14 protein-coding genes and 5 tRNA genes are annotated in these 14,087 nt (G+C 48.4%); 3 read left to right on the top strand and 16 right to left on the bottom strand.

What is annotated here, in order from left to right; genetic code table 11:
- Positions 1-176: 176 nt before the first annotated feature.
- From ACO0LD_RS16140 to ACO0LD_RS16130, 3 genes are all read left to right on the top strand, one after another.
- Positions 177-380: a hypothetical protein gene (locus ACO0LD_RS16140; protein WP_423008549.1), complete on the top strand. Its 204-nt coding sequence runs from the start codon at positions 177-179 to the stop codon at positions 378-380.
- Between the two features lie 184 nt (positions 381-564).
- Positions 565-1,545, top strand: a complete 981-nt coding sequence (locus ACO0LD_RS16135) for a hypothetical protein (protein WP_423008548.1) — start codon at positions 565-567, stop codon at positions 1,543-1,545.
- Between the two features lie 66 nt (positions 1,546-1,611).
- A complete protein-coding gene (locus ACO0LD_RS16130; protein ID WP_423008546.1) occupies positions 1,612-2,457 on the top strand; it encodes a hypothetical protein in 846 nt (281 codons plus the stop codon).
- A 240-nt stretch (positions 2,458-2,697) separates the two neighbouring features.
- Here ACO0LD_RS16130 and ACO0LD_RS16125 read toward each other — a convergent pair.
- The 16 genes from ACO0LD_RS16125 to truA all read right to left on the bottom strand — a co-directional run bounded on the left by ACO0LD_RS16125 (position 2,698) and on the right by truA (position 14,033).
- A tRNA-Leu gene (locus tag ACO0LD_RS16125) sits at positions 2,698-2,790 on the bottom strand.
- A gap of 75 nt (positions 2,791-2,865) precedes the next feature.
- A tRNA-Cys gene (locus ACO0LD_RS16120) sits at positions 2,866-2,939 on the bottom strand.
- Positions 2,940-3,048: 109 nt separating this feature from the next.
- A tRNA-Gly gene (locus ACO0LD_RS16115) sits at positions 3,049-3,124 on the bottom strand.
- Between the two features lie 36 nt (positions 3,125-3,160).
- Positions 3,161-3,236: transfer RNA gene (locus tag ACO0LD_RS16110), tRNA-Gly, on the bottom strand.
- A gap of 51 nt (positions 3,237-3,287) precedes the next feature.
- Positions 3,288-3,363: transfer RNA gene (locus tag ACO0LD_RS16105), tRNA-Gly, on the bottom strand.
- Positions 3,364-3,443: 80 nt separating this feature from the next.
- Positions 3,444-4,028, bottom strand: coding sequence for a CDP-diacylglycerol--glycerol-3-phosphate 3-phosphatidyltransferase (gene pgsA, locus ACO0LD_RS16100; protein ID WP_423008544.1), 585 nt, complete (start codon positions 4,026-4,028; stop codon positions 3,444-3,446).
- A 76-nt stretch (positions 4,029-4,104) separates the two neighbouring features.
- Complete coding sequence (uvrC, locus tag ACO0LD_RS16095; protein ID WP_423008542.1) at positions 4,105-5,985, bottom strand: excinuclease ABC subunit UvrC; 1,881 nt, start codon at positions 5,983-5,985, stop codon at positions 4,105-4,107.
- Positions 5,986-6,025: 40 nt separating this feature from the next.
- The gene (gene acpS / locus ACO0LD_RS16090; protein ID WP_423008540.1) at positions 6,026-6,433 is read right to left on the bottom strand and encodes a holo-ACP synthase; all 408 of its coding nucleotides are present in this window, start codon (positions 6,431-6,433) and stop codon (positions 6,026-6,028) included.
- A 1-nt stretch (position 6,434) separates the two neighbouring features.
- Complete coding sequence (gene pdxJ / locus ACO0LD_RS16085) at positions 6,435-7,205, bottom strand: pyridoxine 5'-phosphate synthase (RefSeq protein ID WP_423008538.1); 771 nt, start codon at positions 7,203-7,205, stop codon at positions 6,435-6,437.
- Positions 7,202-8,071 (bottom strand): DNA repair protein RecO, encoded by an 870-nt coding sequence (gene recO, locus ACO0LD_RS16080; RefSeq protein ID WP_423008536.1) that lies wholly within the window; start codon positions 8,069-8,071, stop codon positions 7,202-7,204. Before recO ends, pdxJ begins: the two co-directional genes overlap by 4 nt.
- A gap of 8 nt (positions 8,072-8,079) precedes the next feature.
- The gene (gene era / locus ACO0LD_RS16075; protein ID WP_305258493.1) at positions 8,080-8,982 is read right to left on the bottom strand and encodes a GTPase Era; all 903 of its coding nucleotides are present in this window, start codon (positions 8,980-8,982) and stop codon (positions 8,080-8,082) included.
- Positions 8,983-8,989: 7 nt separating this feature from the next.
- On the bottom strand, positions 8,990-9,910 hold the full coding sequence (gene rnc / locus ACO0LD_RS16070) for a ribonuclease III (protein ID WP_423008533.1): 921 nt from the start codon (positions 9,908-9,910) through the stop codon (positions 8,990-8,992).
- 9 nt (positions 9,911-9,919) lie between these two features.
- The gene (locus tag ACO0LD_RS16065; protein ID WP_423008531.1) at positions 9,920-10,324 is read right to left on the bottom strand and encodes a DUF4845 domain-containing protein; all 405 of its coding nucleotides are present in this window, start codon (positions 10,322-10,324) and stop codon (positions 9,920-9,922) included.
- A 27-nt stretch (positions 10,325-10,351) separates the two neighbouring features.
- Positions 10,352-11,257 carry a signal peptidase I gene (lepB, locus tag ACO0LD_RS16060; RefSeq protein WP_423008529.1) on the bottom strand — a complete coding sequence of 302 codons (906 nt, stop codon included), beginning with the start codon at positions 11,255-11,257 and terminating at the stop codon, positions 10,352-10,354.
- Positions 11,254-13,047 (bottom strand): translation elongation factor 4, encoded by a 1,794-nt coding sequence (gene lepA / locus ACO0LD_RS16055; protein WP_423008527.1) that lies wholly within the window; start codon positions 13,045-13,047, stop codon positions 11,254-11,256. Before lepA ends, lepB begins: the two co-directional genes overlap by 4 nt.
- Before the next feature lie 170 nt (positions 13,048-13,217).
- Positions 13,218-14,033, bottom strand: a complete 816-nt coding sequence (gene truA, locus ACO0LD_RS16050) for a tRNA pseudouridine(38-40) synthase TruA (protein WP_423008843.1) — start codon at positions 14,031-14,033, stop codon at positions 13,218-13,220.
- Between the last annotated feature and the right edge of the window lie 54 nt (positions 14,034-14,087).

Raw genomic sequence — 14,087 nt, 5'->3', positions numbered from 1 at the left:
TAACTGCGGATTTGACAAAAAAATTCAGCAAAACACAATTACACTCAGGAAAATAAGTTAAATTATAATAAATAACTCTTTATCATGACAATTCCATGTCATTATTATCTACATAATTTGATAATTTAATCTCAGTTATAGGCCAATTAAAGGCCAGTAGAAACAAGGAGTTATTCATGAATAATGCCGTTCAGGCCATCCCGAAGCAAATTCCTCTCGATTTAGGCATTGAAGTCCAAAAAGACATTAATGGAATCGAAATGGGTGTTTTAGAAAACGGCATACCGTATCTAACTCAACGCGGCCTACTTCCTGGCGGCAAAGATGAAGCTTTGAAAATCGGTACACTATATCAAGATAAACAGTTACCCTCGCCGTGACCGAGAGCTCAAATTTGAATTGCGCATTCATTTGATGATCTTCAGCCGTTCATTGTTTCACAGAGTCAAATTCGAAAACGCTTTGAGCGTGCCGCATATATTCTTGAAAACTTGACGATAATATATAAATGGAAATCGCGAAAGCCCGTAATGACAAGAATGATTTTCTAATCAAATTTACTTTATGACTGCTGCGCAAATTAACTGGGATATAGAGATAGAGTTGTCTGGCTTTATGCAAGACGTGGTCAAGTTGAATTCACTAGTCATGAAGTTCAACAAGGCATTTGATATAGAAAAATTTGACGATGATTTTTCAGCAAACACCTTAGAGCTTACAGCCCTTTCAAATATTTTAGGCGGCAACTATAGACGCGCTCTTCAAATTAGCGATAAATCTCATCCGGTGTTTCAGCATTTGGAAAAGGCAATAAAGAGATTGTCTTTTTTAGCAGAAGTGTCTGATGAGCTAAGTAAGGATGCGACTTTCAAACTTGAGTGGATAAAGCAGAAATCTGAGGCATTAAGAATTGAAGGTGCACAAAACCTGGAAATTCCCTTTCTGTATGCGACAACAACGGAGATTGGATCGCGTCACGGAATTGCGTCATTTCTGAATTTGCTCGGACCACAGTTGATGCGCATCAAAAATGAACGGAAATGGCACCTCATTGATCGTGTTGTGACGCAGCTTGCACGCTTTTCTTATGAGCAAGAGCTTCAAAATGCTATGGCCGACAATATCCCGCCAACTCTTCCCCCCGTTGACAACGGCACTAATCAGTCAGAAGATGAAGATATGGAAAAGAGAATTGATCAATTAGAAAATGACATGTCCATCGTTAAAGCGGATGTAGCAGTTATTCGATCAAATTATGGAACGAAACTTGATATTTCTGAATTGAAATTAGATTTAAAGAGTGACATTAATAATTTTGCAACTCAGTTAAAAGCTGACATTTCCGAAGCAAAAAACGAAATAAAGGCTGTTGAAACCAGTGTAACACGATGGTTTATCGCCACAGTTGTTGGTTTACTATTCGGCTTCGGCGGCATTTTGGTCGCAATTACCAATATTGTTAAGCCTTCAATACCTGTACAACAGACAAATATAGAAACATCCTCTCAAAATAATTTAACAAAAATATTACCAAAAAAACAATGAAAATCAGATAAACATAATTTTTCTTTACACGAACTCTCAAAGCTTAAATTTAAGCAAAGGTTATTTATGTCGACCCTCTATGCTTGGGCAAAGCCAGCATTCTTTAGTGAATCCCCTATGGATCACACTTGGGTTACGGATTTTGACAATCGGGTACATAAATATAACAATATTGTTGAGGTTGTTGCCAATGGTAAAAACTATTGGTATAGCTGGGGTGACTATCATATACTTGGATTGACACCCTCGTTGCCTGACGGATTGGTTTGTGCAGAACAAGGTGCGCTTTCTTTAGCCACATGTCTTTGTAAGCCCAACATCGCGTCAAAAGCTGAGCTTCGGGCAAGGGGTACAATTTATAACTATGGAATTGATGGAGTCTGTCATCAACTAACAAATCAAATACTGGCTGCGACAACAAGTAAATTGATTGTTTCCAAAGTACGTGGATATATTACATCTTCTTTTTTATTCGGGGACTATGGCCTTGAGGAAGATAAGTTTTGGAATAGTAAATATTCTGGCTGCAGTACAAATCCTAATAGTTATAGAACGGATTTGACAGGGCACATGGGTTTCATTAGCACTAAGGAGGTTCAAATGGACCGACGTATTGACACATTCGAGTTACGCGCACGCGCCGTATTGGCTGGTAAGGCTAACGAACGAAAATTATCTAAGCTGCTTGAGTTACGTCGTACGCAGCGCAGCCACCTGACAACGCTCTCCGAAAATATTGATTCCAAAAAAGTTCAATCCTTAAATGCAGACGAATTAAATGCAAAGCATAATGAATTTTTAGCGCAAGCATTAGAAATTCTCGGGCCTAACACTTTCCAAACATTATTCGACATTGCACCTGGCACAGTAGTCAGACTAGTGGATGAATCTCAATTGGCTACTGCTAGTTAACATCCTAACTACCTTCCCAATTAATATTTTCTAACCCGCGTCTTAGCGGGTTTTTTTTATTGCTGACTAGTCACATCACTTAGCCCCCGTCCAATCTTTCAATTATCAAGATATATTACATTATATGAAGGGCCAAGGAAAAAACCACACTTAAAGTAGGCATGATATTCCACCAAAAAAAGCAGAGCCTTGATTTCATTGGCTTTACAGGGTTTTATGAGGATATGCGATGTAAGTACGTGGTGCCCGAGGCCGGAATCGAACCGGCACGCCCGCTATTAACGAAGCGGCGGATTTTAAGTCCGATGTGTCTACCAGTTTCACCACTCGGGCCCACTACTACAACCTGCTTAGCGAAACGCTAAGTCGGGTTCTGGAAAAAAAGCGCTCTAAAGCGCTTTTTGTATTTGGAGGCGGGGGTCGGGATCGAACCGGCGTCTACGGCTTTGCAGGCCGCTGCATAACCACTTTGCTACCCCGCCAGGGGTGCTATCTCTGCGTCTTGTCTTGAGTGATGTTATCACGCTTGATGATCGCTGAAATGCGGTGCAACTTGAACAAAAAAGGGAAGCCTTGCTTCCCTTCAGAATCTGGAGCGGGAGAAGAGTCTCGAACTCTCGACCTCAACCTTGGCAAGGTTGCGCTCTACCAACTGAGCTACTCCCGCAGATGTACTGCTGATACTTCAGGTACTACGCCATTTTGGAGCGGGAGAAGAGTCTCGAACTCTCGACCTCAACCTTGGCAAGGTTGCGCTCTACCAACTGAGCTACTCCCGCATTTTTATTACTGACTTGCTTTACTGCTTTTCGCTGCCGTTCCAAAAACTTTGGAGCGGGAGAAGAGTCTCGAACTCTCGACCTCAACCTTGGCAAGGTTGCGCTCTACCAACTGAGCTACTCCCGCATTGCGAAGACCAGAATTATATATCATCCAGCCATTGTGTCAACTACCCATTCGAAGATCATTCCGCGATTACTCCACGCTTATCCCATTTTATCAGTAGTTTCCTTGATCAAAGGCCATGCTTTGCGCAGGTAATAGAACATGGACCAGACTGTCAGGATGGCAGCAATCAACAACAACCATGAGCCCAGCAGCTTGGTGTCTATCATGCCAAACAGCATGTCGTAATACAACAGCATGGGGATGGCGATCATTTGCGCAGCGGTCTTGATCTTGCCCAAAGAGCTGACAGCCACTGATTTGGAAGCACCGATCAGCGCCATCCATTCGCGCAAGGCAGAGATGGTGATTTCACGACCAATGATAACGAAGGCGATGACGGCGTTGACGCGATCAAGCTGCACCAGCACCAGCAAGGCACCGGCGACCATGAGTTTGTCGGCCACAGGGTCGAGGAAGGCACCGAATGAGGATGTCTGGTTCCACCTGCGTGCCAGGAAACCATCAAACCAGTCGGTGACTGCGGCGACGATAAAAATCGTGGTAGATGCCAGTCCTTTTTCAAAGGGACTTAACCAGAGGTCGGGCAGATAAAAAACACCAACTACCAGCGGTATCAGCGCAACACGTAACCAGGTCAGCAGGATAGGAAAATTGAAAGGCATGTTGTTGTGGTTTTTATTCGGTTTATGCATCAGGCAGGCTGGCTACAATGCCAGCGTTTGACGCAATTATATTTCCCTATCGCAGCCGCTTGTAAATTTCTTCTGCCAATTGGCGAGAAATGCCTTCGACACTGGCCAAATCGGCGACGCTGGCATCGCTGACGCCTTTTAAACCACCAAAACGCACCAGCAAGCGCTGGCGGCGCTTGGGGCCTATGCCCTCTATCTCTTCCAGCTGCGAGGTCTGTCTGGCCTTGTCGCGCTTGGCACGCATGCCTGTGATGGCAAAGCGGTGGGCTTCATCGCGGATGTGGGCGATCAGCATGAGGGCGGCAGACTCCTTGCCCAACTCCTTCGCTGCACGGCCATCGACAAACACCAGGGTTTCGAGACCGACCTTGCGCCCCTCGCCTTTGGCGACACCGACGATGAGGCTGATATCGAGGCCTAATTCGACAAAGACTTGCCTGGCAATTTCGACCTGGCCTTTGCCACCGTCGATGAGGACGATGTCTGGCATGCGGCGCTCATTAGTCTGATCGCCGCTTGCATCACCACTGGCGACTTTTTCATATCGGCGAAACAATACCTGGCGCATCGCGGCATAATCATCGCCCCCGGTAATATCCTTGATGTTGAAGCGGCGGTATTCGCCGTTTTGCATGGCGTGATGATGGAACACCACGCAAGATGCCTGGGTGGCTTCGCCCTGAGTGTGGCTGATGTCAAAACATTCGACCCGCAACTCTTCGAGATTTTCCACTTCCAGCTCCAGCACGGTTGCCAGGGCGCGGGTACGGGCCTGTTGTGAGCCCTGCTCAGAGAGCATGCGCGCCAACGCCAGCCTGGCACCTTTGACCGCCATGTCCAGCCAGGCGCGGCGCTGCTCTTGCGGCTGGAAGGATAGATGAATGCGATGGCCGCATTGCTCGGCCAATGCAAGCATGAGGTCGGGCGCATCCAGTTCCACATTCATGACCAGCGTGGACGGGATGAATTGATCGACATAATGTTGCGCCAAAAATGCAGAGATGACCTCTACTTCGATTTCATTTTCTGCGACGCTGAGGGCATCATCGACATGAGTGGGAAAATAAGCCCGATCACCCAGATGCCGCCCACCCCTGACCATGGCCAGGTTGACGCAGGCGCGACCACCCTCCACTACCACGGCGAGGATGTCGATATCGACATCGCCTGCGGTTTCCATGCTTTGCTGATGCAAGACTTTGGACAGGGCCTGCATTTGATTGCGCACTGCTGCAGCCTGCTCGAATTTGAGCTCCATGGAAAAATCGAGCATCTTTTTTTCCAGGGTCTGCATGACTTCAAGCTGGCGACCACGCAAAAAGTCAGCCGCATTATTGACGTCTTGCTGGTAATCTTCTGGCGCAATAATCTTGACGCAAGGTGCGCTGCATCGACCGATCTGGTGCAAGAGACATGGGCGGGTGCGGTTGGCGAACACGCTGTCTTCGCAACTGCGCAGCAAAAAGACTTTCTGCAAAATCTGCATCGATTCCTTGACTGCCCACCCTGACGGAAATGGCCCGAAGTACTGATGTTTTTTATCGATCGCGCCACGGTAATACATCATGCGTGGCGTCTTTTCTGTGGTGATTTTCAGATAAGGGTAAGACTTGTCATCACGAAACAGAATGTTATAGCGCGGCTTTAATGCCTTGATGAGGTTGTTTTCAAGGATCAGTGCTTCGGCTTCACTGCGGGTGACTGTGGTTTCAAGCTTGGCGATTTTCTCTACCATCATCGCGATACGCGGGCTGGAGAGGTTTTTGAGAAAATAGCTGGAGACGCGTTTTTTTAAATCACGCGCTTTGCCGACGTACAGCACCTGGTCATTGCTATCAAAATAGCGGTACACACCCGGCAGGTTGGGTAATTTGGCAACCAGATCGAGCACCTGCTGGCGTGCTTCTGAGATATTTGGTTCAGTCATGATGCAATCAATCTGCGGCGCTGGTAGTAGGTAGAAGTCGCTACTTTAGCAGGGATTGTTCAACTTCAACGATGACAAAGGCAATAGCGTAATCAGTTTCGTCACTGACCGAGATACGCGCCTGCAGACCGCGCTCCTGCATCCATTGCAGCATATTGCCATTAGCCTGCACGACAGGCTGGCCTTGGTCGTTATTAAGCGTTTGCATGGCATGCCAGTTCATGGGGTCACGCATACCCATGCCTACGGCTTTGGAAAAAGCTTCTTTTGCGGCAAAGCGGGTAGCCAGATAACGCAGGCCGCGTGCCTCCACCAAGGTTTTGCGTTCGTGGTAAATGGCCAATTCTTCTGCCCCCAGGATTTTTTCAGCAAAGCGTTCACCGTTGCGCGCCAATGCATCTTGCATGCGCGAGATTTGTACGATGTCGGTGCCTATTCCGTAGATCATGTCAGGCTGCTCTGTGTAAAGTCGCCAAGCGTGCTTTGACCATCAAGGCCTTCATGTCGCTGATGGCTTTTTGCCAGCCTACGAACAGGGCCTGGGCGACGATGGCGTGGCCTATGTTCAATTCTGAAATTTCTGGAATAGCGGCAATCGCAGCCGCATTGTTCAAATGCAGGCCATGACCGGCATTCACTTTCAAACCATGGCGTATGCCTGCGATGGCAGCTTGCGCTATACGTGCCAGCTCTTGCGCCTGCAATTGCAGATCAAGCGCTTCAGCATAGCGACCAGTGTGAATTTCTATGGCGCTTGCACCAGCTTCCGAACTAGCTTGTATCTGCTGCTCATCTGCATCGATGAATAATGACACACGTATGCCTGCCGCCTGCAATTGCCTGACTGCGGCTTGCACTTTGGCAAAGTCACGGGCGACATCAAGGCCACCTTCAGTCGTGACTTCTTCACGGCGCTCTGGCACCAGGCAAACATCTTGCGGCAGGATGCGGCAAGCCAGATCCAGCATTTCATTATTGACTGCGGTTTCCAGGTTCATGCGCGTCAGCAGGCGTGGTCGCAGTTGCTCTACGTCTGCATCGCGGATATGGCGACGATCTTCACGCAGATGCAGGGTAATGCAATCTGCGCCCGCCTCTTCTGCCAGCAAAGCTGCCTGCAAAGGATCAGGGTACGTCGTCCCGCGCGCATTGCGCAGGGTGGCGACGTGGTCGATATTCACGCCCAGTTCTATCAACTGGCTTTGTTGATGGATATTCATAGATTTTGCAAATCGATCAGTATTTGCCGGGTATTCAGCGCTGCGCCATGCAAATGATGAGCAAGCAAAAAGCGCATCAGCAGTTTGCTTTGCAACTGCGTGCTTTGTTCAGTATAGTCGCCGCGCTGCATGGCCAGCAAAGTCTTACCACTGACTCTGGGCACACTGTCAGCTGGCATTGCGGGCCTGGGTCCACGTTCTGGGTCGAGTACATAGAATTGCTCTGCTTGCACACGTTCGCGCTGTTGAGTACAGCGTGTCAGGTCGCCCAGCAAGCCGGATTCACGCAGCAATGCCAGTTCAAACCGACGCAAGACGATGGTGGCAGGTTCATCATGGGCAAGCTGGTTCAGCGTGGAGACATACAGGTCAAACAAATCCGGGTGCGCTTCATCACGCATGAGGAACTTGACCAGTAATTCATTGAGGTAGAAGCCGCACAACAAGGCTGATTTTTCCAGCGGCAGCATGCCACCCACCCAGTCTGCTGTCGTCAGGGTGCGAATTTCGCCCTTGCCTGTCCAGCCCAGTTGCAAGGGCTGGAAGGTTTGCAAGACACTACGTAATTGCGAATGTGGGCGCTTTGCACCCTTGGCAACCAGGGCGATACGGCCATGATCACGTGTCAATACATCAATGATGAGACTGGTTTCTTTGTAGGGCCAGGAATGCAGGACAAAGCCTGGTTGCTCCAGTATGCGCAAGTCTTTGGCAGGGGATTTGCTGATAGTGCGTGGGGTCGCTGAGCTTGCTTTAGATACCCGTGATCGGGCAGCAGTTTTTTTGACGGCAGGTGGCGCGGGTGGAACAGCAGTCGCATCTGCAACGGCGCTGTCTTCCTGCACGGCGACTGCCTGCTCATCCATGGATGATTTTACTCGTAACCGTAGGCACGCAAACCGGCTTCATTGTCTGCCCAGCCAGATTTGACCTTGATCCAGATTTCCAGATATACGGGGCCACCAAACAGTTTTTCCATGTCCTGGCGTGACTGGGTGGAGATGTCTTTCAGACGCGCACCCTTGTTGCCGATGACCATGGATTTATGACCGTCACGGTCCACAAGGATGGCAACGAAAACGCGACGCAGATTACCTTCTTGCTCAAACTTTTCTATCAACACGGTGCTGGTGTAAGGCAGTTCATCACCCACAAAGCGGAACAGTTTTTCGCGGACGATTTCTGCTGCCAGGAATTTCTCGCTACGGTCAGTGATATCGTCTTCACCAAACATCGGCGGGTTCAGCGGCAGGTATTTGCGGATTTCACCTTCCAGGTTTTCCAACTGGAAGCGCAAGGTTGCCGATACTGGCACGATCGCAGCGAAAGGATGGAGTACTGCCACTTTCTGAGCAAACGGCATCATCACAGCTTTGTCTTTAACGCGGTCTGATTTGTTGATGACGAGGATACAAGGTACATCTTTAGGCAGCAGATTAATAACCTGCTGATCTGCCGGGCCAAAGGTACCCGCTTCTATGATGTACAAAATCACGTCTGCCGCTGTCAGCGTCGTTGTGACAGTACGGTTCAGCGTGCGGTTCAGCGCATTTGAATGGCGGGTCTGGAAACCCGGCGTATCGATATATACGAACTGGGTGTTGTCTTTGGTTTGTATGCCAGTAATGCGATGACGCGTGGTTTGTGCCTTGCGTGAGGTAATGCTGACCTTGGCACCGATCAAGGCGTTCATCAGGGTCGATTTACCGACGTTAGGTCGCCCGACGATGGCGATGTAACCACAGCGGAAATCAGGATTGTCTATTAATTCAGTCATGCGGTCGTCAGGCAGTCTTAGGGTGAGTCTCTGGGTGAATATCATGGGTCAGCAGTTCGTCTGCTGCAGCCGTGCTGGTTGTGCTTGATATGGCTTTTGGCTTGTCGGCTTTGGGTGTCTCAGTATCGAGCAAGCTTTTTTGCTTGGCTGACTGCGGCTTGGTTTCTGCCACTGCTTCACCTTGCACTGTCGCTATGCCAGCCAGCTTTAACTGCGAAGCACGTGGCTTGGCCTTCTTGGCTGCAGGTGAACGTACCAGCATCGCCAGTGCAGTCTCCAGCGCTAGCTTGGCCGCTGCCTGTTCGCCGGCACGGCGACTACCACCAGTACCAAAGACCTGGATTTCGAGCTTGGGTACCAGGCATTCAATTTCGAATTCCTGATTATGTGCAGCACCATGGGTTGCCACCACATTGTATTGCGGCAAAGCGATCTTTTTACTTTGCAAAAATTCTTGCAACAAAGTCTTGGCATCCTTGCCCAGGGTAGTAGGATCAACGCTGGCCAACACTGGCGCATACAGTGCACGGATAACTTCTCTTGCAGCATCAAAACCGGCATCAAGGAAAATCGCACCGAACAAAGCTTCCAATGTATCTGCCAGGATAGATGGGCGACGGAATCCACCGGATTTCAATTCTCCCTCGCCCAGACGCAGGAACTGTGACAACTCTATTCTTTGGGCGATTTCATACAGCGACTGTTGCTTGACCAGATTGGCACGGACACGCGACAAATCACCTTCATCAATATTGGCGAAACTATCAAACAACAAAGAAGCGACGACACAATTCAAGACTGAATCGCCGAGAAATTCCAGACGTTCATTATGCAAAACACTATGACTACGATGCGTCAAAGCCTGCTGCAACAAAGCGGGGTTGCTAAACTGGTGCCCCAGCCTTTTCTGCAATAGTTGTTGATTCATACGAGTAACTTAATCTGCCCTGGCAGGTTTTGTAACGACGACACCATTCTTTGCAGTAGTGCCCGAATACTCCATCAATATGCTGGCTGGGCCAACTAAAGGGATTTTTTTGGAATAAGAGAAATTCAGATCAAAACCACCATCGTTATTTTTCACAATGACCAGATCCTTGGCAGTAACAGCATCAAAATAACCGACCTCCCTTTGCTTATCAAAGGAAATCTGTATCTCTCTTGGAGTCGCTCCATTCTTGGCATTATTCATCGCCTTGGTGATGGAATTATATTCGATCATGGTAGGCACCACTTTCATTGCAATCATAGCAAGAACAATGATTACGGCAATCGCCATGATCAATCCGATCAAGGTAATGCCTTGTTGCTTTTTGAATGTGGAGTATTGAATTTTTGACATAGATTTTTCCCTGATTAAGACTGAAATTTAATGAAAACTACCAATGCGTTCGATATCACCAAAATTCATCCAGATGAAAAATGCTTTTCCGACAATATTTTCATCTGGCACAAAACCCCAGTAGCGGCTGTCGAGACTATTATCCCTGTTATCGCCCATCATGAAGTAACGGCCTTGCGGCACATTACAGGTAAAGCCATCATTATCATAAGAGCACAAGTCCCGGCCCTTGAAGTCATGCGGATTATCAACATAAGCAGGTCTTTGCTCATTCACCAAAATACGGTGACTGACGCCGGTCAAGTCTTCCTTGTATTGCTTTAAGTAATCAAGATTATCACGGAAGTCAGGCATGTTCGTATATGAAACTTCTTTACCATTCACTGATAAACGTTTGTTTTTATACACAATTTTATCACCAGGCACACCCACCACACGTTTAATATAGTCCACGCTAGGATCTTCAGGGTATTTAAATACCATGACATCGCCTCTTTGCGGATCATTGATGGGGATGACTTTTTTATTAATCACTGGCAAACGTATGCCGTAGGTAAATTTATTCACCAGTATCAAATCACCAACATACAATGTTGGCAACATTGAGCTTGAAGGAATTTTAAATGGCTCGAACAAGAAAGAGCGCAAGAAAAATACCAATGCAATCACTGGAAAGAAACTGCCGGAATATTCTATCCAGACTGGCTGCCTAAGCAAGCCAGCTTCCATGTCATGGCGCGTGCTTTCTTCCAGGCGGATACCTTCAGCAGTGAGCTTGGCTCTGCGTGCGTCGTATTCAGCAAGCGCCTTGTCGGCGTTTTTACGGCGTTGTTTGGCAAATATAAAGACATCAAGAAACCAGATAACACCAGTAACCACGGTCAAGACAAACAGGATCAGGGCAAAATTGCCTAAAATTGATTGAAAACTCATTTTTCATCCACTTGTAAAATCGCCAAAAACGCTTCTTGCGGGATCTCTACTGAACCCACCTGCTTCATGCGCTTCTTACCTGCTTTTTGTTTTTCCAGCAATTTGCGCTTACGGCTGATATCGCCGCCATAACATTTGGCCAATACGTTTTTACGCAAGGCTTTGACGTTTTCGCGCGAGATGATGTTGGAGCCGATAGCAGCCTGGATAGCCACGTCAAACATCTGGCGTGGGATCAGTTCACGCATTTTGGCGGCTACTGCACGGCCACGGAAATGGCTGTTCGCTCTATGGACGATAATCGCCAGTGCATCAACCTTTTCGCTATTGATCAACATGTCAACCTTGACCACGTCTGCGGCTCGGTTTTCCTTGAACTCATAGTCCATGGACGCATAACCACGCGAGGTGGATTTCAGGCGATCGAAGAAATCCAGTACGATTTCAGCCATCGGCATTTCATAAGTCAGCTTGACCTGGCGACCGTGATAATTCATGTCCAGCTGTACGCCGCGCTTCTGGGTACACAGGGTGATCACAGAACCTACATACTCTTGCGGCATGTAGAGGTTCACGGTAACGATAGGCTCACGAATTTCTTCTATCTTGGAAGGCTCTGGCATCTTGGATGGATTATCCACCATCATGATGCTGCCGTCAGCCATCAACACTTCATACACCACCGTTGGTGCAGTAGTGATGAGGTCCATGTCGAATTCACGTTCCAGACGCTCCTGGACGATTTCCATGTGCAGCAAGCCAAGGAAGCCACAGCGGAAGCCAAAACCCAGCGCTTGTGACACTTCAGGCTCATACATCAGGGCTGCGTCATTGAGTTTGAGCTTTTCCAGGGAATCACGCAGGGCATCGTATTGATTGGCTTCAACCGGGAACAAACCGGCAAAAACTTGCGGCTGCACCTCTTTAAAACCAGGCAAAGGCTCGGCAGCAGGCTTGTTGGCAACGGTAATCGTGTCGCCAACTTTGGCCGACTTCAATTCTTTAATACCGGCAATCACAAAACCTACCTGACCAGCTGACAACTCTGTACGGCTCAGTGATTTTGGCGTAAATACACCTACACTTTCAACCAGATGCTGCGCTTCTGTCGCCATGAACAAGATCTTGTCTTTAGGACGCAAGGTACCGTTCTTAACACGCACCAACATGACAACACCGACATAATTATCAAACCACGAGTCGACAATCAGGGCTTGCAAAGGCGCAGTTGCATCACCTTGGGGTGGTGGTACTTTAATGATCAGCGATTCAAGTACGTCTTCAACACCCAGGCCAGTTTTTGCGGAGCAATGGACGGCATCTGAAGCATCTATGCCGATGACTTCTTCGATTTCCTGGCAGGCATTGTCAGGGTCAGCAGATGGCAAATCAATCTTGTTCAAGACGGGCACTACCTCAACACCCAGTTCAATGGCGGTATAGCAGTTCGCTACTGTCTGCGCTTCCACACCTTGTGACGCATCAACAACCAGCAAGGCACCTTCGCAGGCAGACAGGGAACGGCTGACTTCATAACTGAAGTCGACGTGACCCGGCGTATCGATCAGGTTAAGATTATAGATCTGACCATCGCGTGCCTTGTAATGCAAGGCTGCTGTCTGGGCCTTGATGGTGATACCACGTTCACGCTCAATATCCATGGAATCAAGCACTTGTGCTTCCATCTCACGGTCGGAAAGGCCGCCACAAAGCTGGATAATACGATCTGCCAGTGTGGATTTGCCATGGTCAATATGGGCAATAATCGAAAAATTGCGGATGTTATTCATTGAAATTACGAAAGAAACAAAGGTGAAGCGAATACCAGCTATAAAAAAAGCGCTCTGAGCTGGGCAAGTTTCCCCAGGCGAGCGCCTTCAGTTTGGGTTTTGCAAAACGCCATTTTACCGGATTTCACCCCGGAAAGCCGAGAAATCGTCGAGATGATGTCAGTCAGTCACTACAAAAAAGACAAGAAAGCCAGTGTTTCCACCAATTCTCTTTGTGGCAGGCGCCATTTGTCTTCATAGTCAATTCGCGCAAGATACAAACCATCAGGCATGAAGGTCGGTGCGGCAATTTCACGATTCATGCTGGACAGGACTTCGCCCATCCATTCCGGCTCTCTTTTGCCTGTGCCGACAAAGATCAGTGAACCAACGATGTTTCTGACCATGTGGTGCAGGAAGGCGCTGGCGCGCAAGGTGAAGATAATCATTTCACCCTGACGCCGTATCTGTATGTCATACATGTGCTTGACCGGGGTTTTTGCCTGGCAGCCAGAAGCGCGAAAGGCGGAGAAATCATGCTCCCCCAGCAAATGAACAGCGGCAGCACGCATGCGCTCTACATCAAGTGGGCGAAAGGTCCACCCTGCCCGCCCACTCCACATGGGCGAACGGATCGCAGCATTATGCAAAATATAATGATAAGTGCGGGCGCGGGCACTAAAGCGCGCATGAAAATTATCTTCCGAGTCTGGGTCCATGGGCAACTCCTTCGCCCACTGCACAGCCACGGAGGCAGGTAAAAAGGCATTAACTCCATTCACCCAGGAATAGGATTCGCGCACCAGTTCAGTGTCAAAATGTACGACCTGCTCTATCCCATGCACACCAGCGTCAGTACGACCTGCGCAGGTAGTTTTGATGTCGCTTTTGGTAAATTGTTGCAGCGCCCGCTCCAACGCGTCTTGCACGGTATTACCGGAAGGCTGAGTTTGCCAGCCTTGCCAGGAATTACCGTCGTACTGCACACCTAAAACTAATCGTTTCAACACAATGCAATTTCCAAAAAAACAAAACGGGCGCCAGCATGTGCTGCGCCCGTC

The sequence above is a fragment of the Undibacterium sp. Ji83W genome (assembly GCF_049340385.1).
In the GTDB taxonomy this organism is placed as follows: Bacteria; Pseudomonadota; Gammaproteobacteria; order Burkholderiales; family Burkholderiaceae_D; genus Undibacterium.
This window is presented reverse-complemented; position numbering and strand designations above follow the sequence as displayed.

Excerpts from the sequence above, each read along its gene's own strand:
- ACO0LD_RS16140 (WP_423008549.1), top strand. The coding sequence starts at position 177 with ATGAATAATGCCGTTCAGGCCATCCCGAAGCAAATTCCTCTCGATTTA.
- ACO0LD_RS16135 (WP_423008548.1), top strand. The coding sequence starts at position 565 with ATGACTGCTGCGCAAATTAACTGGGATATAGAGATAGAGTTGTCTGGC.
- ACO0LD_RS16130 (WP_423008546.1), top strand. The coding sequence starts at position 1,612 with ATGTCGACCCTCTATGCTTGGGCAAAGCCAGCATTCTTTAGTGAATCC.
- pgsA (WP_423008544.1), bottom strand. The coding sequence starts at position 4,028 with ATGCCTTTCAATTTTCCTATCCTGCTGACCTGGTTACGTGTTGCGCTG.
- uvrC (WP_423008542.1), bottom strand. The coding sequence starts at position 5,985 with ATGACTGAACCAAATATCTCAGAAGCACGCCAGCAGGTGCTCGATCTG.
- acpS (WP_423008540.1), bottom strand. The coding sequence starts at position 6,433 with ATGATCTACGGAATAGGCACCGACATCGTACAAATCTCGCGCATGCAA.
- pdxJ (WP_423008538.1), bottom strand. The coding sequence starts at position 7,205 with ATGAATATCCATCAACAAAGCCAGTTGATAGAACTGGGCGTGAATATC.
- recO (WP_423008536.1), bottom strand. The coding sequence starts at position 8,071 with ATGGATGAGCAGGCAGTCGCCGTGCAGGAAGACAGCGCCGTTGCAGAT.
- era (WP_305258493.1), bottom strand. The coding sequence starts at position 8,982 with ATGACTGAATTAATAGACAATCCTGATTTCCGCTGTGGTTACATCGCC.
- rnc (WP_423008533.1), bottom strand. The coding sequence starts at position 9,910 with ATGAATCAACAACTATTGCAGAAAAGGCTGGGGCACCAGTTTAGCAAC.
- ACO0LD_RS16065 (WP_423008531.1), bottom strand. The coding sequence starts at position 10,324 with ATGTCAAAAATTCAATACTCCACATTCAAAAAGCAACAAGGCATTACC.
- lepB (WP_423008529.1), bottom strand. The coding sequence starts at position 11,257 with ATGAGTTTTCAATCAATTTTAGGCAATTTTGCCCTGATCCTGTTTGTC.
- lepA (WP_423008527.1), bottom strand. The coding sequence starts at position 13,047 with ATGAATAACATCCGCAATTTTTCGATTATTGCCCATATTGACCATGGC.